Annotated in this window: 22 protein-coding genes; 8 read left to right on the plus strand and 14 right to left on the minus strand. The window is 58.0% G+C overall.

Translation table 11 applies throughout. The annotated features are described in order from the left end of the window. Nucleotides 1–131: 131 nt before the first annotated feature. Nucleotides 132–749 carry a hypothetical protein gene (locus tag ACWFTY_RS11935; RefSeq protein ID WP_447524445.1) on the plus strand — a complete coding sequence of 206 codons (618 nt, stop codon included), beginning with the start codon at nt 132–134 and terminating at the stop codon, nt 747–749. Between the two features lie 250 nt (nt 750–999). On the opposite strand, the gene ACWFTY_RS11940 is transcribed toward ACWFTY_RS11935, so the two are convergent. From ACWFTY_RS11940 to ACWFTY_RS11960, 5 genes are all read right to left on the minus strand, one after another. Next, nucleotides 1,000–1,458 carry a Rid family hydrolase gene (locus tag ACWFTY_RS11940; RefSeq protein ID WP_447524446.1) on the minus strand — a complete coding sequence of 153 codons (459 nt, stop codon included), beginning with the start codon at nt 1,456–1,458 and terminating at the stop codon, nt 1,000–1,002. Between the two features lie 231 nt (nt 1,459–1,689). Continuing rightward, nucleotides 1,690–2,295, minus strand: a complete 606-nt coding sequence (locus ACWFTY_RS11945; protein WP_447524447.1) for a c-type heme family protein — start codon at nt 2,293–2,295, stop codon at nt 1,690–1,692. Nucleotides 2,296–2,316: 21 nt separating this feature from the next. Beyond that, the gene (locus ACWFTY_RS11950; RefSeq protein ID WP_447524448.1) at nt 2,317–2,787 is read right to left on the minus strand and encodes a hypothetical protein; all 471 of its coding nucleotides are present in this window, start codon (nt 2,785–2,787) and stop codon (nt 2,317–2,319) included. Then, nucleotides 2,784–4,694: a phosphomethylpyrimidine synthase ThiC gene (thiC, locus tag ACWFTY_RS11955; RefSeq protein WP_447524449.1), complete on the minus strand. Its 1,911-nt coding sequence runs from the start codon at nt 4,692–4,694 to the stop codon at nt 2,784–2,786. The genes ACWFTY_RS11950 and thiC overlap by 4 nt, the downstream gene beginning before the upstream one ends. Nucleotides 4,695–4,716: 22 nt before the next feature. Further along, nucleotides 4,717–5,121, minus strand: coding sequence for a hypothetical protein (locus ACWFTY_RS11960; RefSeq protein ID WP_447524450.1), 405 nt, complete (start codon nt 5,119–5,121; stop codon nt 4,717–4,719). A gap of 308 nt (nt 5,122–5,429) precedes the next feature. Between ACWFTY_RS11960 and ACWFTY_RS11965 the strand changes: the two genes are divergently transcribed. Further along, entirely contained in the window at nt 5,430–6,053 is a 624-nt protein-coding gene (locus tag ACWFTY_RS11965; RefSeq protein WP_447524451.1) for a YqiJ family protein, read from the plus strand. Nucleotides 6,054–6,142: 89 nt separating this feature from the next. Beyond that, entirely contained in the window at nt 6,143–7,930 is a 1,788-nt protein-coding gene (locus ACWFTY_RS11970) for a flotillin family protein (RefSeq protein WP_447524452.1), read from the plus strand. A 35-nt stretch (nt 7,931–7,965) separates the two neighbouring features. Here ACWFTY_RS11970 and ACWFTY_RS11975 read toward each other — a convergent pair whose 3' ends face one another. The 4 genes from ACWFTY_RS11975 to ACWFTY_RS11990 form a co-directional block, all read right to left on the minus strand. Then, the gene (locus tag ACWFTY_RS11975; RefSeq protein WP_447524453.1) at nt 7,966–8,832 is read right to left on the minus strand and encodes a MipA/OmpV family protein; all 867 of its coding nucleotides are present in this window, start codon (nt 8,830–8,832) and stop codon (nt 7,966–7,968) included. Between the two features lie 96 nt (nt 8,833–8,928). Then, nucleotides 8,929–10,308, minus strand: a complete 1,380-nt coding sequence (locus ACWFTY_RS11980) for an HD domain-containing phosphohydrolase (RefSeq protein ID WP_447524454.1) — start codon at nt 10,306–10,308, stop codon at nt 8,929–8,931. 70 nt (nt 10,309–10,378) lie between these two features. Beyond that, complete coding sequence (locus ACWFTY_RS11985; RefSeq protein ID WP_447524455.1) at nt 10,379–10,813, minus strand: DUF2141 domain-containing protein; 435 nt, start codon at nt 10,811–10,813, stop codon at nt 10,379–10,381. After that, nucleotides 10,779–11,543: a sterol desaturase family protein gene (locus ACWFTY_RS11990; RefSeq protein WP_447524456.1), complete on the minus strand. Its 765-nt coding sequence runs from the start codon at nt 11,541–11,543 to the stop codon at nt 10,779–10,781. The genes ACWFTY_RS11985 and ACWFTY_RS11990 overlap by 35 nt, the downstream gene beginning before the upstream one ends. A 109-nt stretch (nt 11,544–11,652) precedes the next feature. Here ACWFTY_RS11990 and crtY point away from each other — a divergent pair, with 109 nt between their 5' ends. The 3 genes from crtY (at nt 11,653) to ACWFTY_RS12005 (ending at nt 15,386) form a co-directional block, all read left to right on the plus strand. Next, the gene (gene crtY / locus ACWFTY_RS11995; RefSeq protein ID WP_447524457.1) at nt 11,653–12,825 is read left to right on the plus strand and encodes a lycopene beta-cyclase CrtY; all 1,173 of its coding nucleotides are present in this window, start codon (nt 11,653–11,655) and stop codon (nt 12,823–12,825) included. Nucleotides 12,826–12,838: 13 nt separating this feature from the next. After that, on the plus strand, nt 12,839–14,350 hold the full coding sequence (locus tag ACWFTY_RS12000) for a phytoene desaturase (protein ID WP_447524458.1): 1,512 nt from the start codon (nt 12,839–12,841) through the stop codon (nt 14,348–14,350). 100 nt (nt 14,351–14,450) lie between these two features. Then, nucleotides 14,451–15,386, plus strand: coding sequence for a phytoene/squalene synthase family protein (locus ACWFTY_RS12005; protein ID WP_447524459.1), 936 nt, complete (start codon nt 14,451–14,453; stop codon nt 15,384–15,386). Nucleotides 15,387–15,395: 9 nt separating this feature from the next. On the opposite strand, the gene ACWFTY_RS12010 is transcribed toward ACWFTY_RS12005, so the two are convergent. The 3 genes from ACWFTY_RS12010 to ACWFTY_RS12020 form a co-directional block, all read right to left on the minus strand. Beyond that, nucleotides 15,396–16,184 carry an inositol monophosphatase family protein gene (locus ACWFTY_RS12010; protein WP_447524460.1) on the minus strand — a complete coding sequence of 263 codons (789 nt, stop codon included), beginning with the start codon at nt 16,182–16,184 and terminating at the stop codon, nt 15,396–15,398. 86 nt (nt 16,185–16,270) lie between these two features. Beyond that, the gene (locus ACWFTY_RS12015; protein WP_447524461.1) at nt 16,271–17,617 is read right to left on the minus strand and encodes a TldD/PmbA family protein; all 1,347 of its coding nucleotides are present in this window, start codon (nt 17,615–17,617) and stop codon (nt 16,271–16,273) included. A 107-nt stretch (nt 17,618–17,724) separates the two neighbouring features. Further along, nucleotides 17,725–18,123 (minus strand): hypothetical protein, encoded by a 399-nt coding sequence (locus ACWFTY_RS12020; RefSeq protein WP_447524462.1) that lies wholly within the window; start codon nt 18,121–18,123, stop codon nt 17,725–17,727. A gap of 199 nt (nt 18,124–18,322) precedes the next feature. Here ACWFTY_RS12020 and ACWFTY_RS12025 point away from each other — a divergent pair, with 199 nt between their 5' ends. After that, a complete protein-coding gene (locus tag ACWFTY_RS12025) occupies nt 18,323–19,615 on the plus strand; it encodes an NADH:flavin oxidoreductase/NADH oxidase family protein (RefSeq protein ID WP_447524463.1) in 1,293 nt (430 codons plus the stop codon). A 48-nt stretch (nt 19,616–19,663) separates the two neighbouring features. Here the strand turns inward: ACWFTY_RS12025 and ACWFTY_RS12030 are convergent, their stop codons facing one another. Next, nucleotides 19,664–21,643 carry a lipoxygenase family protein gene (locus tag ACWFTY_RS12030; RefSeq protein ID WP_447524464.1) on the minus strand — a complete coding sequence of 660 codons (1,980 nt, stop codon included), beginning with the start codon at nt 21,641–21,643 and terminating at the stop codon, nt 19,664–19,666. 165 nt (nt 21,644–21,808) lie between these two features. On the opposite strand from ACWFTY_RS12030, the gene ACWFTY_RS12035 reads away from it, so the two are divergent. After that, the gene (locus ACWFTY_RS12035; RefSeq protein WP_447524465.1) at nt 21,809–22,969 is read left to right on the plus strand and encodes a diguanylate cyclase domain-containing protein; all 1,161 of its coding nucleotides are present in this window, start codon (nt 21,809–21,811) and stop codon (nt 22,967–22,969) included. 21 nt (nt 22,970–22,990) lie between these two features. Here ACWFTY_RS12035 and ACWFTY_RS12040 read toward each other — a convergent pair whose 3' ends face one another. Beyond that, nucleotides 22,991–24,676, minus strand: coding sequence for a long-chain-fatty-acid--CoA ligase (locus ACWFTY_RS12040; RefSeq protein ID WP_447524466.1), 1,686 nt, complete (start codon nt 24,674–24,676; stop codon nt 22,991–22,993). Nucleotides 24,677–24,729: the final 53 nt, after the last annotated feature.

The following is a 24,729-nucleotide window of genomic DNA, read 5'->3' on the forward strand; positions in this document are numbered from 1 at the left end:
TGTTATTATTTTCTACCAATATTTTGTTAGTCCTCTTAATCGTGACCCTAATCACGGGCTCCAGCACAGAAATCATGACATATGCCACCTCATGTTTGTATCCTACACAAGACCGAAACCGGAGAGATATAATGGGACTAAGGAATCCAGAAACGCGCGCTGCATTCGATTTGGTGGCGAAATATTTAGTGATTTTCGTTGCGGGGCTTTGGACGCTGTACGTGGGTACGGACTATTTGGATAGCCAAACCAAGGCGCTTAAACTGGGGAATATCGCTCTGGGTGTCGCATCTGTTCCAACAGCAGATACTACGATTACTTTCGTAGACAAGAACGACGCAGGCCCGAGCGACGAATTCTGTTACCCTCAAGGTAAATACGCGATTGAGAATACGGGTCAGCTGGCAGTAGAAATTGAACCGGCGGTGATTAAACTCTACGAGGTTCCTACAACTTATTTAGAAGGTGGCCAGAAAACTGTATCCTGGTCACTAGACACGGTGCTCTCCAATCTCCAGCCAATCCTTCTGGAAAAGCTTGGCGGAAGCGAGGTAATAAGTATCGGCAATTCGTATGAAAGGGTCTTCGCTTACACAATACGTCGGAAAGCTGGCCACTCTTATGTTCTGGTTGCAAACGCGGCCGGTGGCATTCCCGAAAATGCCGCTGTGGAGGACGATGCGAGAGCCATCCGCAAATTCGGTCCGAATGATTTGCGCCATGTCGTGCAGCTCGGAGATTTTTGCTGAATATTTGCCTTGCAGTTACGGTGACAGTTTACTCAGTACACGAAACTCAAGCCGCCTTCAGTTCCGGTATCTTTTTGAGCGCGTCGCCCGGTTCCGTTTGGCGATTTTTTAGGTCGTAGCCACATTGCATTTTAAGCAAAATCTATCTTAGCGCCTTCGTGTCTTCGTGTGGAATTTACCTACCACAAATGGCTGACATTTGACATCCTCCACCCCAACCCCTCCTCTGAAGAGGAGGGGCTTAGTCACTTCACTCCGCGCGCCGCTGCGCCACTATCTTGATCTCGACCACCCCGTCCGCCTCGTAGAGCGCGCTGATGCCGATTGCGGTCCACGCCGGGAACGGGGCTTTGATGTAGAGGTTTTTCACCTCGACCATTTCGTTGATCGAACTTTGCAGGTTGATGTGATAGCTGGTCAGGTCGACGACATCGTCCCAGCTGACCCCGGCCCGTTCCAGCGTCCGGCCGAGCCGGTCGAAGGCGCGGGTGAAGGCGGGTTTCAGGTCGCTCTCGCCGGGCTCTGGCGTGACGATCACGCCGGACAGATAGACCTTGTCCCCGGCGATCACCGCATCGGCGTAGCCAACCGCTGACTGGAAGGCGAGATTCCCGGCATCTTCCGGCATGAAGTCCTGTTTTGCGTCCTTCGCCTGTAGCGGTGGCGCAGCCATGGCCAGCAAAGACAGGCCGATCAGAAATTTGTGCATATTGTCCCCCTCTGGTTGCAGCGACTCACTAGTGGAAAAGCTGGCCGTTGCAGGGGGATATACTGCGCTCTCCGGTTGGCTGTCGTCAAGCGGGCGGGGCGGTTTGGGCGGGGCATGATATTCCCTCGTCATCCTGAACTCGTTTCAGGACCCCAGACGGCAGTGCCCGATCTCGCGAGGTCCTGAAACGAGTTCAGGATGACGATAGTCGCACGGCGGCGCGCTATCTGGTTATTGAAACGCATCCGCTTTCCAGCTGATCAGCATCGCGCCGCGCAGGTCGCCCGGCTTGAAACCGGTGGCGAGATCGCCCGGATAGAGGCTGTCGATATGCTGCTTCAGCGCCGGGTCGACGGCCGTTCCATGGCAGACGGAACAGGGCTGGTCCTGCATCGGGATGGCGCTGAGATAGTGGATGCGGGCATTCTCGCCCTCCCCGCTGCGCCAGATTTGCACGGCGGGCTTGCCGTCTGACAGCGGCTGCGCGGCAAGAGCGTCATATTGGCTTTGCATCGCCGCGGGCACGCCGGCGTCGGGATTGCGGTTTCTGCGGGCGATGCGGCTGACTTCAGCGCCACTCTCTTCGGACGCCGTAGCAGCGATAGCGGGCGCGACTTGGCTGCATACCGAAACCGCGCTTTCCGGACCACTATTTGTCAGCGCTGCAACTAGCTGTGCCTTGAGCTTCTGCTGAAATTCCTGCGCCACCGGCGCCGATCGCGCCGTAACAGCGACTTCGTCTAATGGCCCGGCTTCGCCAGCCCCGCCACCGCAGGATGCCAGCAGAGGCAGCGACGCCGCTGCTATCCATATCTTGCTCTTTGCCATTCCGCTCATGATCACTCCGCAACTCCTGTCTTAATCACCCGCAGGCGCATCTATCGCATCTCCGGCTGCATCACCGACCGCCTCCGGTTGCGTGGAACAGCGGCCAAGGGCTTCGAAATAGAGCCGGAACGCCTTCCTGTCCCCGGCCAGAACCTTGCGCAATTGGGACTCGGCGAGATCGGCGGCCTCGCGATAGGCCACTTCGTTCAGCCCGTCCTCGCCAAAAAACTGGACGGCATTGATCGCGTAGGGCAGCCGCAATTCTTCCGGAAAGGCGCGGGGGACTTCCATCGAAAACGCGCCATCATCCACCGCATTGCCGTGCAGCATCCACAGGCCCGCACACCGGGAAGCGTCCTTCCGGTTAAAAACCATCGGGGCAACCCCCTCCCCGGCGGTAAAGGCGCCCCCGGCAAGGTTCCAGTTTACGTTAGCAGTCTGTGCGGCGCAGCCGGCCAGTGCGACGGAGCACACAGCCAGCCCCCATGTGCGCCTTATCATTCCGCCGGTTCGCTCACCTCATCCTCCGGCAAATACAACCGATCTCCCTTGTCTTTATAGACTTTCGCCATCTCGCGCATGCCTTCTTCCGCTGCGGCCTTGCTGGCGGCTGCGGTGTCGGCACCCAGTTTCTCCGAGGCGATAAAGCCTTCGGCGCTCTGGTTCTGTTTGCTGGCGAAGTCGCGGACTTCCTGGCTTATTTTCATGCTGCAGAATTTCGGACCACACATCGAGCAGAAATGCGCGGTCTTGGCGCCTTCTGCGGGAAGCGTCTGGTCGTGATATTGCATCGCGGTTTCGGGGTCGAGGCTGAGGTTGAACTGGTCGCGCCAGCGGAACTCGAAGCGGGCTTTTGACAGCGCATCATCGCGGACCTGTGCCGCCGGATGACCCTTGGCAAGATCGGCTGCGTGGGCGGCGAGCTTGTAGGTGATGACGCCGACCTTGACGTCGTCGCGGTCGGGCAGGCCGAGATGTTCCTTGGGCGTGACATAGCAGAGCATCGCGGTGCCGTACCAGCCGATCTGGGCGGCGCCGATGCCGCTGGTGATATGGTCATAGCCGGGCGCAATGTCGGTCGTGAGGGGGCCGAGCGTGTAGAAGGGTGCCTCGCCGCAGACTTCGAGCTGCTTTTCCATATTCTCCTTGATCTTGTGCATCGGCACATGGCCGGGGCCCTCGATCATCACCTGCACGTCCGACTTCCACGCGCGGTGAGTCAGTTCGCCGAGCGTATAAAGCTCGGAGAATTGCGCCTCGTCATTGGCGTCGGCAATCGAGCCGGGGCGCAGGCCGTCGCCGAGGCTGTAGGCGATGTCATAGGCCTTCATGATCTCGGTGATGTCGTCGAAATGTTCGTAGAGGAAGCTTTCCTTGTGATGGGCGAGGCACCATTTCGCCATGATCGATCCGCCGCGCGAAACGATGCCGGTGACGCGCTTGGCCGCCATCGGCACATAAGGCAGACGGACGCCGGCGTGGATGGTGAAATAGTCGACGCCCTGCTCGGCCTGCTCGATGAGCGTATCGCGGAAGATTTCCCAGGTCAGGTCCTCGGCGACGCCGCCGACTTTTTCCAGCGCCTGATAGATCGGCACGGTGCCGATCGGAACTGGGCTGTTGCGGATGATCCATTCGCGGGTGTCGTGGATGTTGCGGCCGGTGGAAAGGTCCATGACCGTATCGGCGCCCCAGCGGATCGACCAGACCATCTTGTCGACTTCATTGGCGACGTCGGAAGCCACCGCGCTGTTGCCGATATTGGCGTTGATCTTGACGAGGAAATTGCGCCCGATCGCCATCGGCTCGGATTCCGGGTGGTTGATATTGTTGGGAATGATCGCCCTGCCCCGTGCAATTTCGTCGCGGACAAATTCGGGCGTGACATAGTCGGGGATCGACGCGCCAAAGCTTTCGCCGTCGCGCTTATATTCCTTGAGCCGCTCGCGCCCGAGATTTTCGCGCTCGGCAACATATTCCATTTCCGGGGTGATGATGCCCTGACGCGCGTAATGCATCTGACTGACGTTGGCGCCGGCTTTGGCGCGCAGCACCTTGCGGCGGACATTGGGGAAAGGCGCGACGCCGCCGGAGCGGTCGGGGCCGAGCTGGCCATTGTCTTCCGGCTTGATCTCGCGCTGGTCGACTTCTTCGACATCGCCGCGCGCCTTGATCCACGGGCTGCGCAATTCGTTGAGGCCGGTTTTGATGTCGATCAGGGCCTGCGGATCGGTATAGGGCCCGCTGGTGTCATAGACGCGGATCGGCGCTTCGCCGCCCTCGAGATGAATCTCGCGCATCGCCACGCGGATGCCGCTGCCGCTATGCGCCGCGACATGGACTTTTTTCGAGCCGCTGATCGGGCCGGTGGTCACGCCGATTTCGGTTTTTGCGGGGAGGTCAGCCATAATGTTCTGCTTTCTGTAGAGGTTAAACTTGGAGCCGGACGAAACCGGCGAAAATAGCGGCAAGGCCGAAGATGATCGCGAAGATCGCCCATGCGCGTGATCCATTGGCCATCATGCGACCGGCCAGACCCATGAACCAGTCGCCGAGTGCGAGGATCAACAGCCCCTCGACCACGACCCAGCCGCCGATGACGGTGATCAGGATCGACAGCCAGTCGGCCGGGTTAAAGGGATTGAAAAGATAGATGATCGCGCCGAGGCTCAGGACAACTATGCCGGTGACGAACTGGAGCCCGCTGCTCGTCTGGATTTCGCGGACCATCTTGGACCAGAAACCGGGATTGCGAAATTCGCCGACGCCAGCAGCCAGACCGTATAAGCCAAAGAATAGGGTGATCCACCCGGTTATATTGCCTGCACTACCCATCGCGTCTCTCCTTCTGTCCTGATGAAGAAAGCGCGTATCCGGGAGGCCCCGATAACCGCTCCCTCCCTCCGCCGGTAAGCCCGTTTACACGGTGCCGGATCAGGTTCTGCGGGTCGGGCGACGTTACGCGCCCCTCTCAGTCAAACGACTCCCCGGGGAATGGCGTGATGTTAGTCGCGATATCCGCTTCTGTCGAGAGCCAGCGGAATATTAGCAAAAGAGGCTAGAGCGACCGAATTACATTGACCGAATCCTGTATTTTCTTTTCAATGCGGGCTTATTAGACAGTTTATTAAGGGGGCAGGACGGTGATCGAATTTTGGCTAGCAGACGAAAACATTGTTTTCGCGGCAGCCCTGGTCCTGATGGTCGCCCTCGGTCTTTTGCAGCTAATCGGCTTTGGCGGCTTCGATAGCGATATTGATATGGATGGCGATGTCGATGGTGCCGGCGTAGCGGGCGGACTTCTCTCTTTCCTGGGATGGGGACGATTGCCGTTCATGATATTGCTGGTGCTGTTTCTGATGATCTTCGGAATGACCGGATTTGCAGGACAGCAATTTGTGCAATCGCTTTCCGGCGGATTATTGTCGCCCTTTTTGGCCGTGACCGGCGCTCTGCTTGTTGCTCTGCCTCTGACCGGCCTGCTCTCGAAACCGCTGGCAAGGATCCTGCCGGGGGACGAGACCACGGCGGTATCGATCGATGATCTCACCGGGCGTCGCGCGATTATCGATATCGGCACAGCCAAGCCGGGTTATCCGGCCCGCGCCAAGGTGAAAGACCGCCACGGGCACGGCCACGCGCTGATGGTCGAACCGGATAATGAAGACGGGATATTCGTCACCGGCGAAGAAGTGCTGCTGGTGCGGCGCGAAGGTGATATTTTCAAGGCCGTTGCGGTTGGCACCCGTTGGCTGAACGAAACTTGATAGTCCGAATGGCAACAAGCCCGTCGAATTGAAGACGCAGAAAAACCGATGCCGGATCAACGAGCATCATCAAAAGGAAGAGAGAGTATATGCTTGAAAATGTAAGCCAGATCGCAATTTATGCCGGCGCTCCCCTGGTCGGACTGCTCATTTTTGCGTTGATCCTGACCCGCTTGTACAAACGCGCGTCCAAGGAGATTGCCTTCGTCCGGACCGGTTTTGGCGGCGAGAAAGTTGTGATGAACGGCGGCGCAATGGTGTTCCCTGTGTTCCATGAAACCATGCCGGTGAACATGAACACAGTGCGACTGGCGGTCGAACGCAACAATGTCGATGCGCTGATCACGCTTGATCGCTTGCGGATCGATGTGAAGGCGGAATTTTATGTGCGCGTCAGACAGGATGCCCAATCCCTCGCGATGGCGGCACAGACACTGGGCCTGCGGACGATGCAGCCGGAGATGCTGAAAGATCTGGTCGAAGGGAAATTTGTCGACGCCCTGCGTTCGGTTGCCGCCGGCATGACCATGAATGAACTGCACGAGCAGCGTGCTGATTTCGTCCAGAAGGTGCAACAGGCATCGTCGAGCGATCTGGCGATGAACGGTCTGGAACTGGAATCGGTGTCGCTCACCGGTCTTGATCAGACCAGCATCGAACATTTCAACGCCAATAATGCTTTCGACGCCGAGGGCCTGACGAAACTGACCGAGCAGATCGAGCTGCGCAAGAAAGCGCGCAACGATATCGAGCAGGACACCCGCGTGCAGATCGAGACGAAGAACCTGCAGGCCGACCAGCGTTCGTTTGAAATCAGCCGGGACAATGAATTTGCGCGGCTGGAACAAGAACGGGAAGTCGAGGTCCGCCGGGCTATTCAGGCTTCGGAAGTCGCCCGGGAACAGGCCGGCCGCGAACGGGAAGCGAAAGACGCCCAGATCAAGGCGAAACAGCAGGTCGACAGCAGCCAGATTGAGGCCGACCGCGCCGTCGAAGAGGCGAGAATTGCCCAGACCCAGGCGATCGAAATCGCCCGTCAGGAACAACAGATCGCGATCCAGAACAAGTCGCGCGAAGAAAGCCAGGCCAAGGCCGAAGCGGATGCCGCTCGCGCCAAAGCCGTCGCCGCCGAGGAACAGGTCACCAGTGCGCGTGAAACCGAAATCGCTGACCGCGACAAGCGCATCGAGCTGATCGAGGCTTCTAAACAGGCCGAGCGTCAGGCGATTGGCGTGAAGGTCCAGGCGGAAGCGGAAAAGGAAGCCGCCGGAAACCGGGCCGCCGCCATGCGCCTAGATGCAGAAGGCGAAGCAGAATCAGAGAAGCTTCGCGCCGAGGCTGCGCGCGTGCGTTTCGAGGTCGAAGCTGCCGGACAACGTGCGATCAACGAAGCGGCGAATATATTGTCCTCCGATCAAATCTCGCTGCAGACGAAAATGGCACTGCTCAAGGTATTGCCCGAGGTCATCCGGGAATCCGCCAAGCCGATGGAGGCAATCGATTCTATCAAGATCGTGCAACTCGACGGCATCAACCAGAATGGTGGTGGCGGAAACGGCATAGCCAGCAAGGGCGGAGCCGGGAACGGAAGCAGCGGCAATCTTGCGACCGATGCGGTTTCTGCCGCCCTGTCCTATCGCGCCCAGGCGCCGGTGATCGACGGCCTGATGAAGGAACTGGGACTCGATGGTTCGTCGCTCGAAAACTTGGTGTCGGGTGCGACGAAAGTCACCGAAGAGCCCGCTCCGGTCGTTGCCGCGAAGGTCGAGGCTGAGGAAAAGCCGGCAAAGCCCGCCGCGCGCGCCAAAGACAAGGATGACAAAGCGGTTGCCGCAAAGACGGACACTCCTGACAGCGGAAGCAAGGCAGAGCCATAAGCGGGTTGACCGGGTAGCCCCCTTCGGGGGGCTTCCTAAAAAGTGTAACCTAGGCCAATAGCGCCAAAGAATTGATCGGCGCTGCCGCGGATGGAGGTAACCGGAGAACGTTTCGGATCGCCCAGCATCCTGGAATAGCCGCCGAGGAAGATCATGCTGAACCCGCCATTGGTCACGTCGCCGTCCAGATCGACTGCGGTCAGCATGGTCGCGCCGACATTTTTCCAGCCGCTGTCAGCCGTGAAGGTCGGCAGGCCGCTGGCCGCCGATCCGGTCGGCGATATGCTGAAATAATAGTCCGCATAGTTATCGTCGACATATTCCGCATTGATCGAAAAGCTGGTCGCGACACCGCGGCTAAGCGGCGTGAAATAGGTCAGGCTGGGGAAGACCACCATACCATCATGCGCACCGGCGACATCCCAGCGCAGATCGACCTGCGCCGTCAGCGAGTCATAGGGATTGAGCAACCGGTTCACCTGGACGCCGGCAAAAGGACCGACCTCTACCGCAAAGTCGAGCTTGCCAAGAGATTTGACGACTTCGTCCTCGATCGAATTGTGCCGATCAAAGCGAGCGCGTATCACGGGTCCGAAAATGAAATCAACTTTCGCGCCATCACGGTCGGGAATGAAATCGAGCGCAATGCCGGGGCCACGCGGCTGAAAATCGACGCCGCCGAAGCTGCCCAAGACAACCGGCAACGGAGAAACGGTGTAATTGTCAGATCCTTCGTAGCTGGAACCAATCGCGACACCGATGCCCGCGGTCAGATAGTCGCCGTCAAAAACCGACTCTTCGACCGGCACCGGCGCAGGCTCTTCCTGAGCCATAAGCGGGGAAGACAGGCCGAGACCGAGAGAAAGAACGGCGGCACGGCGAAATATGTTCGAATGTTTCAAGACTGGTTCCCTATTGGTTGCGCGATGGTTTAACGCGCTGACCGCATAACGGTTCCATCCCAATATAGGAGACCAATCGTCTTTGGCAAAGCGTTGCTATTCTAGCAGGCCCTGTTCGATAACGGTCTGAAGCGCCTTGAAACATTGCTCATCCACCGCACTGCCCACTTCTTCCTGCAAGATATCCATGGCTTTTTCCGACGACATGGCGGCGCGATAAGGCCGGTCGGCGGTCAGCGCGTCATAGATATCCGCGACTGTGATGATGCGGGATTCCATCGCGATGCTGCGTTCGTCAAGGCCCAGCGGATATCCTTTTCCGTCAAGTCGTTCGTGATGCGAACCGGCGATCATTGCCATGCCGCTCATCACGCCGATCTGGCCGAGGATATTTGTCGTCAGGGCCGCATGGGCTCGCATGGTTTCCCATTCTTGTGAATCGAGCTTGCCGGGTTTTTCGAGAATCGCACTGCTGACGCCCAGCTTTCCGACATCATGCAGGATTGCGGCGCGGCGCAGCACCCGGCGCGATTCCGCTCCCATTCCCAGTTTTTCACCAATCTGGTCTGCGATCATCCCTACCCGCGCACTATGGCCGGCTGTATCGGGGCTCTTGGCATCAATGACATAGCCGAAGGCAAAACAGATATCGTCGAGATAATCCTCGTCCACATTGATATATTCTTCCGCCGGTTCGAGCGCCCACAATTGTTCGGGCAGATCGTCGAGTGCCAGCTCTTCCCAAAAGCCGCTGGTTTCGGACAATTTCTCGAACAGAGCGCACAGTTGCGGGTCGAGCCAGCTTCCCGCTCGATTGCGGATTTCATCCAGCGCTGCGTCCTTGCCTCTGGCACTGTAAAAGACATCGGCGACTTGCGCCAGGAGCGCGATCCGGCCACCCAGGTGGATATCGGCGCCCGATAGGCCCAGAGGCAGCCCGCCGCCGTCCCAATGTTCGTCAAGATGGGCAATGGCTTGGGCGACATCCTCGGACAAGCGCAGTCGCCGGGCGATATCCGCACCGCGCGAACAGCGGGTTGCCATGATATCGGTCATGATCTCGCCGACATTTTCGGCAAGGTTGCCCAGCGCCTGATCCCGAATCTCCGGGTCTGCACCAACGCCCACCGCGCTGCCGAGGAAGGCGCCGAAATCTTCGGGGCGCGGACCAATCAGTTTGAAATCATGCTTGAGCTTGCGGTCGTCGCCAACGAACATCTCGCTGACCCGGGCCGCATTGCTGCTGCAGCCGAGATCCTTGAGCAGCACTGCATAATAGACATCGCGCAATGCGGCGCCCTTCAAGCCCAGCGCCATGGCTATTTGCGTTCCAATCCAGCAGGCCCGGATACTGTGGCCGGCGGGCTGGCCTTCGGTCAGATCCAGCGCGTAAGAAAAGGCGCCGAGGATTTCCGACAGTCGCAACTGTTCGGAACCATCAGTCTGGTTGAAAAACGCTTGTCTGGATTGATACATTTAACGCAACTCCTAGTCTGTCGTGGCAGAATGCCGCCAGAACCCTAGGTAACGGTTAATTTTCGCCAGATTACAGGATATATTTCATCCGTACTGCATAATGGGCGTCAGCGGTGCCAACGGTAAATTGTGCCGATTTGAATTTGGGCGGGCCCATGCCGATTTTCGGATTGCGCGAAAAGCCGAAACCTTCACGCGGCAGGAACAGCCGCAGGTCCATTTTTCCATTGGCATTCTCGTCATGAACCAAGGCCACGGCATAAGTTCCAGGTTTTACCCCGGCAATCTGGATATTATCGGCCTGGGTCGCGGAAACCTTTAGCTTGCGGGCATTTTTATCCTTGGTGCAGTCCGGAAAATATTCCGGATTTGCGCTCAGACAGACCAGCACATTGCCTTTTTCCGAGCGGAGCCCGGTAATCGCCAGATCAATCGAGGCAGAGATGACCGGTGCAACCGCAGCCGGCGCTTCACTCGCCGACGCGCTTGCTCCCGCTAGCAGCACCGAAACCGCTCCCAGCATCGGCAAGCCCGATATCCGTGCCGCAGACCTTGTCCCAAAAGCGAAAATATAACCCATAATTACCTCGATATGCCTCATGATGTTTCTCATGATGGGTAGCGGTTATCAACCATTTGCCCAATCGCCCGCGCACCAGCCAGCGCGGAAACATTTCCCATCCCATATGATTGGTTACGCCCATAACCGTCATGGTCAGCAATACCAAACCCAAAACGCCGACATGAATCGGGATCGCGATCACCAGAGCGGGAATGACGACGGCACCGCTGATCGCCTCGACCGGATGAAAGCTCATCGCTGCCCAGGCGGTTGGCGGACGGCTGTCATGGTGGACCGCATGGGCGACCTTGAACCACTGCGGACGGTGGAACAGCCGGTGGGTCCAGTAGAACCATGTGTCATGCAAAAAGAGGTAGAGGAAAAAAGACAGCGGCAGATACCACAACGGATATGTGCTCGGGTCGGTGTAAATCCTGGTCCAGCCAGCATTTTGCCAGCCCCACGCGACGATTCCGGCGGGCACACCGTAAATCGCGGCGGACAGCAGGGACCAGCGTATTTCGCGGCCAATCTGCGGTTTCAGCTGTTCATAATGACCCGGCCGCACCCGATTGGTCAGCCACGCAAAAAATCCGCTGCTCAGCAGATAGCGACCGCCGACGATAAGCGTCATTGCGATGGCAGAGATCAGGATAGCAAGGCCATAGTCCATGGCAGGGGAATATGGCGCGGATCACGCCGGAGCAAGCGGTAATAAACGAACGGCCTACATGCTTTCAGACAGGCTTTCCCCTGCCCGCACCATCGGCTAAGGCATATTGATGCCGAAGCCTGCGCGATCTCCGAACCCCTATGATCTGGCTATTGCTGGCGGCGGGCTGGCGGGCGGGCTGGTTGCACTTGCGCTGGCAAAATTGCGGCCGGAACTGGATGTTGCCCTGATCGAGGCAGAAGATCATTTTGGCGGCAATCATATCTGGTCCTTTTTCGAAAGCGATGTCGAGCCGGAGCATCGCTGGCTGGTTGATCCGCTGATCTCGCGCCAGTGGGACAATTATGATGTGCATTTTCCGAAATATAGCCGCCGTTTGGGCAACGGCTATTACTCGATTGAATCGGCCAATCTCGATCGGGAACTGCGGGAGCGATTGCCTTCGGACTCATTGATTACCGGAAAGAGAGCCGACAAGGTTGAGGCCGGTCGGGTGCAACTGGCAGACATCACCGTGATCAAGGCAAACGCGGTGCTAGATGTTCGCGGCGGCGGCGATATTTCGGCGCTGGAAACCGGTTGGCAGAAATTTTGCGGTCAGATGCTGAGGCTGAAAAAACCGCACGGGCTTGAACGTCCGATCATCATGGACGCAACGGTCGAGCAGATTGACGGCTACCGCTTCATCTATTGCCTGCCGTTCAGTGATACCGAGATTTTTGTCGAAGACACTTATTATGCGGACAGTCCGAACCTCGACAGCGCGACCTCGCATGACCGTATTACCGAATATGCGGCCAGTCAGGACTGGGAGATCGATTCGGTACTAAGCGCAGAACAAGGCCAGCTTCCGGTCATCTATGGCGGTGATTTTGATGCTTTCTGGAAGGACAATATCGGCGTTGATGCGCGTGCCGGTGCGCGGGCGGCGCTGATCCAGCCGATCACCAGTTACTCGCTACCAATGGCGGTGAAGACCGCGATACTCATTGCCGAGATGCCCGAAATCACCCAGAGCTCTCTCGACAAGATGCTGCGCGATCTGGCGACGGAGCACTGGAAAAACGGAAAATTCTACCGGCTGCTATGCGCCTTTCTGTTTCTTGGCGCTGAACCCGATAAACGTTACAAGACACTGGAACATACCTATGCCAAGGACGAGCAATTGCTCGCCCGTTTCTATGCCGGAAAGTCGACCAAGATGGATCAGATCAGCCTGTTGACCGGCAAACCGCCCATTCCCGTTTCCCGCGCAATCCCGCTTCTGCTAAAATATAGATGAGTTTGATTATTCGATGAGTGAAGTTGCAAAATCCCAGAATGAATTGTTCAAAAAAGCCGCCGTCATCGGCTCCGGTTTCGGCGGCCTCGCGCTGGCCATCCGGCTGCAGTCCGCCGGCATCCAGACAACCATATTGGAAGGCCGCGACAAGCCGGGCGGGCGCGCTTATTATTGGGAAAAGGACGGCTTTATCTTCGATGGTGGCCCGACGGTCATCACCGACCCCGATTGCCTGTCGCAACTGTGGGAACTGACCGGCAACGACATGGCCAAAGATATCGAACTGATGCCGGTATCGCCTTTCTACCGGCTCAACTGGCCGGACGGCACCAATTTCGATTATGTCAACGATCCCGAGGAGCTTTACGCCAATATCGCCGCGATCGAACCCGATGATGTCAAGGGTTACAAGAAATTCCTGGAATATAGCGGGGGGCTGTACGAGGAAGGCTATGTCAAGCTCGGCACCAAGGCGTTCCTCGATTTCAAATCGATGATCAAGGCGGCCCCTGCCCTGATGAAATATGAAGCCTATCGCTCGGTTTATTCCAAGGTCTCGGGCTTTGTGAAAAACGAGAAATTGCGCGAATTTCTGTCTTTCCAGTCGCTGCTGGTCGGCGGCAATCCGATGAAGACCAGCGCGATTTACGGCCTGATCCACAAGCTGGAACGGCTCGGCGGCGTCTGGTTTGCCAAGGGCGGGACCAATATGCTGGTAACCGCGATGGTCAAGCATTTCGAACGGATCGGCGGGGTGATCCGGCTGGATGATCCGGTGACGAAAATCGATACGATCGGCGACCGCGCATCGGGCGTCACCTGCAAATCCGGCTGGAGCGAGCGCTTTGATGCGGTCGCCTCGAATGCGGACGTAATGCACAGCTATCGCGATCTTCTCGGACACAAACATCGCAGTAGCAGCGTCACCGAAAAGCTGAAGAAGAAGAAATATTCGCCGTCGCTGTTCGTCGTCCATTTCGGCCTGAAGGGCAGCTGGCCGGGCATCCCGCACCATATGATCCTGTTCGGACCGCGCTACAAAGGCCTGCTCGACGATATTTACGACAATGGCGTACTGCCCAGCGATTTCTCGCTCTATCTCCACCATCCGACGATCACCGACCCGGAAATGGCGCCGGAAGGGCATAGCACTTTCTATGTGCTGGCACCGGTGCCGCATCAGGGCAAGCTGCCGATCGACTGGGAGGAAATGGGGCCGATCTACGAGAAACGCATTCTCGATGAAATCGGCCATCGCCTGATCCCCGATATTCACGACCGGATTGTCACCAGCTTCCATTATACGCCGCAGGATTTCGGCACCGATCTCAACGCCCATCTCGGCAGCGCCTTCAGTCTCGAGCCGCTGCTCACCCAAAGCGCATGGTTCCGGGTGCACAATCGGGATGATGTGATCGACAATCTCTATTTTGTCGGCGCGGGCACCCATCCCGGCGCAGGCATTCCGGGTGTGGTGGGAAGTGCAAAAGCGACGGCAGAGCTGATGCTGGAGGATCTGGCGTGAATAACCTGTCCGTTCTTCCTGAGCCTGTCGAAGGACCGTTTTCCCTCACCAGACGCACTGCGACTGGCTCGGTGCGAACGGCCTTCCATTCATCACCATCATGAACCGCAAGAATCTCGTCCTCCACGCCAGAACCAGCATCGAACGCGGGTCAAAATCCTTCGCCCGTGCTTCCAAGCTTTTCTCTCGGCAAACACGCGAACGGGCGTGGCTGCTCTATTACTGGTGCCGGGCCTGTGATGATCTTGCCGATGGTCAGGATCATGGTCACGGCATGTCGCCCATAGCCAATCCCGGGAAAACCATAGCGGCCATGCGGATGATGACCGCGCGAGCGCATGGCGGCGAGCAAACCGGCAATCCGCCGTTTGACGCCTTTGGTGTGGTCGCGCAGGAATGCCATATTCCCAAATATTTCGCTGACGACATGATCGACGGCTTTGCTCTGGATGCGCGCGGCTGGCGACCGGAAACCGAGAATGACCTGTTTCAATATTGCTATCATGTTGCCGGTGCGGTCGGTTGCATGATGGCGGTGGTGATGGGCGTGTCGGCACGGGATCAGGAGGTGCTCGACCGGGCCTGTGATCTGGGTCTGGCGTTCCAGCTTGCCAATATCGCACGCGACGTGGCCGAGGATGCGGCAGCCGGCCGATGCTATTTGCCGGGAAACTGGCTCGCCGAAGCCGGTATTGATCCGGACCGGATCATGGACCCCGCGCATCGGGATGCACTGGTTGCGCTGGTCAATCGGCTATGCGATCTGGCGGGCGACTATGAAGCCTCGGCGCGCGTCGGCGCCTCCAGCCTGCCGTTCCGGTCCCGCTGGGCGGTGCTGGCGGCAGCAGGGATTTACGGCGATATTGCCCGCGCGATCAAGCAGAGCGCCGGCGCTTCGCTCGATCAGCGGATATATACCAGCAAGGGCAAGAAACTGGGCTGGATCGTGAAGGCCTTCGGCCAGGCACTGGTAAATTCGGCCCCGCGCGACCGTCATGGTTTGTGGACAAGAACCCGCGCGACCCGACCTGCCTAGAGCTCGGACCTAGTGGCTGGCGCCATTTTCGGTTACATATCTGCCGATCCGCTGCACCGCTTCCGCATATAGATTCTGCGAACAGCACAACACACCGAGCGCCTTGCCGTGGGTGCCGTTATACACCAGGGTTTCGCCCAGGGCATTGGTGACGCTGGCGCCCGCTTCGGCGGCAATGACATGGGCGGCGGCAATATCCCATTCATGGCCCCAGCGCGTGGAGGCAACGACGTCGGCCCGATCGTCGGCGACCATCGCCATCCTCAGCGCGATACTATTCGGCTTTGGCACAACAGTGAATTTCATTTCCGGCGGCAAGCTTTCGGCGGGGATGCGGCAACCTTCATATTGGGACCGCAAGCTCGCGACGATGGTCCGGCCATTGACCTCGGTGTGGCTGCCAGCCTTGGCGACCCACGTCTCCTCCATCGCCGGCGCATCCAGCACCCCGAATATCGGCGCATCATTCTGGACGAGGGCAACCGATACGCACCAGCCGGTCTTCCCGGCCACATAATCCTTGGTGCCGTCTATCGGGTCGACCACCCAGGTCAGTTCATCGCCGGCGCCGCTGTGATCGATATGGGTTTCCTCGGAAAGCCAGCCGGCGGATGGCACCAGTTTTTCCAGCTCTGTGCGCAGGAAGCTGTCAACCGCGAGATCGGCATCGCTGACGATCTGTCCCGGAGATTTCTCCCAGATATTGGCTTCCTTCTTGCCGAGAGCCCAGTGGCGCATGGCAAGCGCTCCGCCTTCCTTGGCGATCGCGATAACCCGGTCAAAATCTATATCAGCCACGCGTTTCTCCGTTAGCCCTGAGCTTGTCGAAGGGCGCTTATGGTCCGATAGATGTAGTGAGGCAGGTTCACCACTAGCGGATTTGCTCAGCCGCCCGCCACCGTCATACTGTCGGTGCGCAATGTCGGAACGTTGCCGGCATAGCGATATTCCAGATCATCGGCGGCAATCAGGCTCTTGAACATATCTTTCAGATTACCGGCAATGGTGATTTCGGAAATCGGTGGTCCGATCTCGCCATCGGTAATCAGGAAACCGCCAGCGCCGCGGCTATAATCGCCAGTCACCGGATTGACCCCCATGCCGATCAGTTCGGTTATATAGACGCCATGCTTTATGTCTTTTATCAGATTCGCCTTGCTGACCGAACCATTGCCCATATGCAGGTTGGTCACGGACACGCCGGGTGCGCCGCCGATGCCGCGCGAGGCATGGCCGGTCGGCTGCAGGCCAAGCTGCCGCGCCGAGGCGCTTTCCATGATCCACTGGGTCAATCGGCCATTGTCGATCAATTTTGTTTTCGCCGTCGGCAATCCTTCGCCGTCAAACGCCTTCGACCGGAGACCGCGCTTGCGATGCGGGCAGTCGATGATCGACAGCGAGCTATCGAAAACCTCGCTATCGAGCGCATCCAGCAGAAAACTGGTTTTGCGCGCAATGGCGCTGCCCGAAATAGCGCCGATAAAATGACCAAGCAGGCTGTTGCCGACGCGGGGATCGTAGACAACAGGCATGGCGCCGGATTTGAAGCTGACCGGATTGAGCCTTGAAACGGCGCGCTCTCCGGCTTCCTTGCCAATCTCTTCGGCAGCATCCAGATCTTCCAGAAAACGTACGCTGTCATAGGCATAGTCGCGTTCCATGCCATCGCCTTCTCCGGCGATAACGCTCGCCGACAGGCTATAGCCGCTAGTGGAATAGGCTCCGGAAAAGCCGTGGCTGGTGGCCAGCGCAACGATGCTCCGTCCGGCGCTGGCACCGCCGCCTTCGCTGTTGGTTACGCCCTTGACAGCTCGCGCAGCATCTTCGGCCTTGAGCGCGAGTTCGCGCAAAAATTCGGGATCGGGGTCCTGCCCGTCATCGCCTTCGATTGCGTGGGGCTCTGTTTTCAGCAACAGCTCTTCTGGCGCGAGGCCGGCAAATTGGTCTTCCGGAGCCTCTTTGGCCATATCGAGCGCCCTTCCGACCAGATCGGATAAGGTCTGCGGGTCCATGTCGGACGAGGACACGGTTGCCGAACGCTTGCCGACAAACACCCTGAGGCCGATTTCCTCGCCTTCGGACCGTTCGACATCTTCCAGATTGCCGAGGCGCATCTGAACCTGGGTTGCCGCGTCGCATACATAGATGGCGTCGGCAGCATCGGCGCCGGCTTTTTTGGCTTGGGAAATGAGGGCGTCGGCGCGGTCCTGCGCTTCGGAAGGTTTTAGCATAAGCTGGACATAGGTGCGGCACCCAGCAAGGTCAACGATCTGGTGCCAAATGGTGAAGAAAGCGTCGCTGGTTTATAGCTTTATAGCGCCTGGTTTTGGGCTCCGGGTTAAACCATTGGCGCGAAGATTTTGATCAAAGCGGCAAACAGCAGTGGCAGGCCGAGGGCCAATAGCCACAGAAGCACCTGATCGGCGCGGAATTTCGCCGCAAGACTTTGCTCCGACAGACCGCTGTTGCCCATTTCCGACCAGCGTTTTTCAAAATTGCGGCAAAAGGGAATGATCACGGCCACCAGCACGACCAGCCCGAAATAGGGTGCGATTGACATGCCTCTGGTTTCGATAAAGCCGAGCACGAAGAAAATCTGCATCATCGTGTAGACGAGCAACGCGGCCGCACAATTGTTGCTCATCTTCTTGTCCCACCGGACGCTATGATGATGCACGTCGTGACGCGCTGGATGCTTGCTTACCGATTTTCGAGACGCTGTTGCGACCATTTCCATTCCCCTCAGAATATCATCTCAAGCCACCGCCGGAAGTTTTCCCCGTGCGATGCATTAGCAACACTATACCTATTTCTAGCAAAAGCCAAATAATCGGTTTTCCAGCATTTTATGTCGGAAATATGCGCTTCCGCTTGCCATAAATTGCAATATGCGACAGAATCAGTTTTTATTCGCAATTCAAGTTCGGGGCTTTTCCATGACCATCTCGCTTTCCAGTCCACTGCACCTTCCTTGCGGAGCCACCCTGCCCAACCGGATTGCCAAGGCTGCCATGACCGAGGGCTTGGCCACGCCGGACGGCGTGCCGACAGCGGAACTGGAACGGCTATACGGACTGTGGTCCGACGGCGGTGCTGGGATGCTGCTCAGCGGCAATATCCAGATCGATCGTGATCATCTGGAGCGCCCGGGCAATGTTGTCATCGACCGACCGGCCGATGACGCGATGATGGCGGCGCTGACAAGCTGGGCGCAGGCGGCGACGCGCAATGGCAATCATTTCTGGGCCCAGATCAGCCATGCCGGGCGGCAGACGCAAAGCAATGTCAACAAACATCCCAAGGCACCATCAGCGGTCAAGCTCGGCCTGCCCGGCGGGCAATTTGGCGAGCCGGTTGCGCTGACGATCGGAGAGATTGAGGAACTGGTCGACCGCTTTGCCCTGGCGGCAAAAACCTGTCAGGCGGCGGGTTTTACCGGCGCGCAAATCCATGCCGCTCACGGCTATCTGCTGAGCAGTTTTCTCAGCCCCCGGTCAAATCAGCGGACCGACGAATTTGGCGGAAGTCTGGAGAACCGGGCGCGCTTCCTGCTCGCGGTGGTGGCAAAGACGCGCGCCGCCGTCGGTCCCGATTTCGCGATTTCGGTCAAGCTCAACAGCGCCGATTTCCAGAAGGGCGGGTTTAATTTCGAGGATAGCCTGCAGGTAGTACAGTGGCTGGAGGAGGCCAGCGTCGACCTGGTCGAAATATCCGGCGGCACCTACGAGCAGCCCGCGCTGATGGGCGCCGACGGGATCGAGGAGAAAGAGGAGCAGAATGTCGCGCCATCCACCAAGGCACGGGAAGCCTATTTCGTCGATTTCGCAAAAGCGATGCAGGATGCGGTCAAGGTGCCGCTGATGGTGACCGGCGGGTTCCGGACCCGGGCGGCGATGGAATCCGCGCTCTCCAGCGGTGCCGCCGATCTGATCGGACTGGGGCGCCCGATGTGCGTGATGACCGATGCGCCAAAGCGTTTATTGGAAGATCTGGAAGCATTGCCACGGTACGAGGACGAGCTTCGGCTGATCCCCGACTGGCTCGGCTTTCTCATGCGGTTTCAGATGATCAAGGCAGTCGCCAGTTTCGCGGTCATTTTCTGGTTCTACGAACAGCTGGAAAATCTGGGCAAAACCGGCAAAACCGATCCGAATCTTGGCGTTTTCAAGGCATTTCAGGCGGTAGAGAAACGAAATAAGCGCATCTTGGCAGCGCGCAGCCCCGACTGATCCGGACCGCGCGCCTGCCTGTTGGAAATTTCCGCCGCTCGTCAGGACCTAGATATTGGTGCTGGTCGGAATCTGGCTCGGTTGCAGATAGACATAGGGATGCATCCGCCGCTGGTTGCGCGCGATGATCCTGGACTCGACCGCTCGCAAACCGGCCTGAAAACGCGCCAGCGGACCTTCATCGTCGGTAATGACCGGGTCCTGGAACCATGACTTGTAGGGAAAGCGGTTGGTGCGATAATCGCCGAGCGGACGGTAATAGACCGAACCCAACAATTCCAGCGAGGATAATTGCAGCAATCCCAGTGACATGGGAGGCATATATTCGATCCATTCTCCCTTGCTGTGGCCCGTTTGCCCGGTGGGCGCGGCAGTCCAGCCCGCTCCGGTAACGGCGGGGGCAAAGGTCATCAATGTACGCTGCGGGAAATTGACCGCAGCATGCTGGGCGCTGGCGGTGAATATGATCATCGTGCAGACGTCGGTCAGCTGGGCGCGGGAGATAATCGGCCTGAAGCCGACAATATGGCCCTCCGAAGCTATCGATGAAACCCACAAGGCCAGTTCGCTGTCACCGGTCACGGCCTCGTCATCGGCATAATAGATGTTGATATATTGCGCGGCCCAGTCGTGGATCGCATCCCAGACCAGCAATGCATCATCGCGGTAGGGATAGTCCGGCAGACTGGCCGGATCGGCCACGTTCCGCTCGGCAAAGTCCACCGGCGTCATTTTCTTGTAAAAGTCGAAAGACAGGCGCGCCTGGACGGCGGCAAGCTGGCTGGACTCGATCGTGCCGCCAAAAAAGTCGTCGATCGGGCCGCCCTTGTTGATCAGGGTTTTTACCGCCAGATTGTTGATGAACAACGTTCCCTCAAAATGCGGCACGAGCAATGACCAGAGTGGATGGACATTGGCGAGATTGCGACGGGTTGCCACCGCAATGGCTTCGCTGACCAAATGCGTACCGGCGAGATGGACGAACAGTTCGTGATAATTGCAGTCGGCGACCTGGACGACAAATTTTGCCATTTCCCAACCCCATTTTTCCGACGAAGCATCCGACGGGGTCATCACCGGATATTGGCTGTTGTCCTGCCCGCACTGGATTGCGACCGGCTTGATCGACGATCCGCCTGAGGGGACCGCGAACAGCGCCATCGGCCGGTAGACATATTTCGCATGGCCTTTCCAGACTCCGGCAACAAGCACCTCCAGGTCGGTGTAATCACACAGAAATACCCGGCCATCGGCGAGCGCTGTTGCCAAATCGTCTCCACCCATCACAGCAGCATATTGCGCTGCTGTCACCGGGAATTTTTCCGGAATCTGCTCGATGCCTTGCAACAACATCGGATTGGGTCCGGCCACCCGCAGCCGGGCGAATTCATCATCATTCTGAAATGTGTAGGCGATGCCGGGAACCGGGAGCGTCTGATAAAGATCACGATAGGCCTCGATCGACCGCGTGTGCGCAGCGTCTTCGGATTTTAGCAAATCGATAATCACGGTGATAATGTCGCGCAGGGCGCTGTCATGCGCCTTCAGTTCTTCAATATCTGCCCCCTGAACGGCTTCTTCGATGCTGCTCTCGAGGCTCGGCCCGGCATTTGCCACCCGTTGTTTCTCGCGCAATGCTTCCACCTTGCCGGTGATCTCGCTGGCGTCTGCGAGCGCGTCGCTGATAATCTTCTTCGCCGCCTCGTCGAGACCGGAAAATATCGGCTTCAGCAGCACCGCCTTGACGTTTTCCAGTATCGCGATGCCGACTTCGAGCACCTTGAACCACCACTCGATCGATGGCTGGTCATCGGGCGGCACGTGCGTGGCCAGAGGCACGCCGGGCAAGCTGGCGATATCGGTTGTCCATTGATATTGCGTCGAGGTCGCGTTGATCTGTTCCCGGCGCTGTGCGCGCTCTTCCTGGCTGTCATTTTGCGGCAGACTGGGATCGCTTGCGCCGCGCTTCACCGCCTCTCCTGCGACAATATGGGTAGGGACGATCGAACTAGCGTTTTCAAAGGACATGATGACTCCCGCGTTGGATTTCAGACCGGATCATGTATAACAATCTTGGTTAATTCGACGTAAACGGTGGAGCTGAAAACCTGCTGCAAGCGGCTTGTAAGCTGATGTCGGGCGAAAGGCAGCTACCTTAACGCGACATTTACATTTGGTCGTTAGCAAGCCTGCATGCATTCAACTATTCGACAGTTTTTAAGACAAATTATCCCGCCGATCCCGGAATCTGTCCGCGACGAATTTGCGATATTGAGCGCAACGCGCCTGCAAAGCCAGTCCCGCGCCCTTTTTCTGGCAATGTTCCTGACCATTCCCTTCGTACTTTACGCCTCCAGCGTCGGCGCAGAACCCTGGATCCGCTATGGAATGCCGCTCGCCATGGGCAGCTTTTGCCTGATCGGTTTCATTTCGCTGATCAAGGACCGTAATGCTTCGGCCAGCCCCGATCTCGCACGCCAGTTCATTGGCGAGGCAACGTTCTTTTCCGCAACGATATGCGTTCTCGTCAGCATCTGGTGTGTGCTCAGCTACGTCAATGCGCCAGATGATATGAAGCTTTTCTATCCCTTCACCCTCGCCATGGGTTCGCTGACCACCATTTATACGCTGGCGACGATACGGTTGGCGGCGATCCTCAATATAATCATCGGGATCGTACCGATCACGATCATCCTGCTGCTGTCGGGCGATCCTCTGGCCTGGTCTGCCGCAGCCAGCCTGATCATGGTAACGACATTCCTGTACCGCCTGATCACCCAGCAGAATGACCAGTTCATTCACATGCTGATCCTGCAACATGATATGAGCGAATTGGCGCATACCGATCCGCTGACCGGCCTATTCAATCGCCGGATCCTAGCTGAAAATCTCGCCCGCCAGATTGAGGAAGAAGATCACGAGCGCACATTCACCGTCGCCCTGCTTGATCTCGACGCGTTCAAGCCAGTCAACGACCGGTTCGGCCATGCGGTCGGTGATCAACTGCTGGTCGAAGTAGCCAGACGGCTTCGCGAAACCTGCGGCAAAAACGGCATTGTCGCGCGAATGGGCGGCGATGAATTTGCCATTTTGCTGTCGCCGGACTCGACTATCTCCGACGCCGCCTGCGCGGACCATTTGCTGGCCGCTCTGGTCCCGCCCTGCGTTGTTCAGGAACATATCATCCGGGTCAGAGCCAGCATCGGCATCGCCACATGGCCGATCGACGGAGCGACCGCCAACAGCCTGCTCGAGGCCGCAGACAAACAATTATATGCGGTGAAAAACTATACCGCCAAATCGCAGGTTTTCGTTTCGAAAAAAGCCGGAAAACTCCGCACTACAACAGGATAACTGCCGCTTGAGACGTCGGTCCTAGTCCAGTTCCTCAGCCCGCAGAGCCTTGCGGTCCAGCTTGCCGATCATGGTCTTGGGCAGGCTGTCGCGGATCACGACATCCACCACCCGTTCATGCTTGCCCAGTTGCGGGTTAAGCCAGTCTTTCAATTCTTCGCCGGTGACGGACATGTCCGGTTCCAGCGCGACATAAGCCTTGGGGCTTTCGCCGCGATAGGCATCGGGCACGCCGAGCACCAGGGCTTCCTTGACCGCTTCATGTTTGTAGAGGACCTCCTCGACCTGACTCGGGAAGACCTTGAATCCGCCGACCGAAATCATGTCCTTGAGCCGGTCGACAATCTTGATAAAGCCGTCTTCGTCAATCGTTGCGACATCGCCGGTGCGCAGGAAGCCGTCGATGAAAACCTCTTCATCTTCCTCGGGCAAATTCCAGTAGCCCTGCATCACCTGCGGCCCGGAGAATATCAGTTCCCCCGGTTCGCCCTCGGGAGCTGGCTTTGCCGGATCAGCCTTGTCGACCAGCTTGACCAATGTGCCGGGAACCGGCTGGCCGATGGTGCCGGTCTTGTCGTGCCCCGCATAGGGATTGGCGCTGACCACGCCGCAGCTTTCGGTCAGGCCATAGCCTTCGATCAGCTTGGCGCCGGTCTTTGCCTCGAACTTCTGCTTCAATTCCAGCGGCAGCGGCGCTCCACCCGAAACACAGACTTTGAGCGACGAGAAATCGGCCTTATCGATATCGGGATGGTCGAGCAAAGCCTGATACATGGTCGGCACACCGGGCATTGCGGTGATCTTGGTCCGGCTGATTGCCTTCAATGTCTGCTTCGCGTCAAACCGCGGCAGCATGACAATTTCCCCGCCGCGTTCGACCGTGCGGTTGAGCACGGCGCTGTTGGCGAAGACGTGGAAGAAGGGCAGCACGCCCATCAGCCGGTCGGCGTCGTCGAGATAAGGATCAATCGCGTTGATCTGCCGCGCGTTGGCGGTCAGATTCTGGTGGCTGCACATCGCGCCCTTCGGCGTTCCGGTGGTACCGCCGGTATATTGCAGCAGCGCGATATCCTTGTCCGGACGGATATTCGGCGCTTTGTAGAGGCCGTCATTGTCGATCAATTCGGAAAAAGGCGTGATCCGGACATCATCCGGTTGTGGACTATTCTCCTTGCGCCGGAACAGCGAGTAGAACAGCGCCTTGCCGGCTGGCAACGCACCGGCAATGCTGCCGACCACCAGCCGTTCGAGACTGGACTGTTCAAGCACCTGATAGGCGGTCGGGAACAGCGCGGTCGCCGAAAGCGTGAACAGGATTTTTGTCCCGCTATCCTCGACCTGATGGCTGAGTTCCTCGACAGTATAGAGCGGCGAGAAATTGACGACCGTCGCGCCGATTGCCATCGCGCCATAATAGGCGCTGACATAATGCGGCACGTTGGGCAGGTACAGGCCGATCCGGTCGCCCTTGCCAACGCCCATATCCTGAAGCCCCTTGGCGACGCGGACCACACCGGCAGCGACTTCGCTATAGCTGTATTTTCGTCCCATGAAGTCGAGCAGATTCGCGTCCCCGCGCCGGCCGGCCGAGCGGAAGAACATTCCGGGCATCGACAGGGGCGAGTAGAATTGATCCCATGGCGTGGGATGATTATAATGCGATTTCCAGATCGGTGCCTGGTCAGGATGGGTTTCAGTCATTGACATTTATGTAAGTCAACCGGCGCGAACAGACAATGAAAATTGCGCGATAATGGGTT

Source organism: Parasphingorhabdus sp. NYA22 (genome assembly GCF_976973735.1).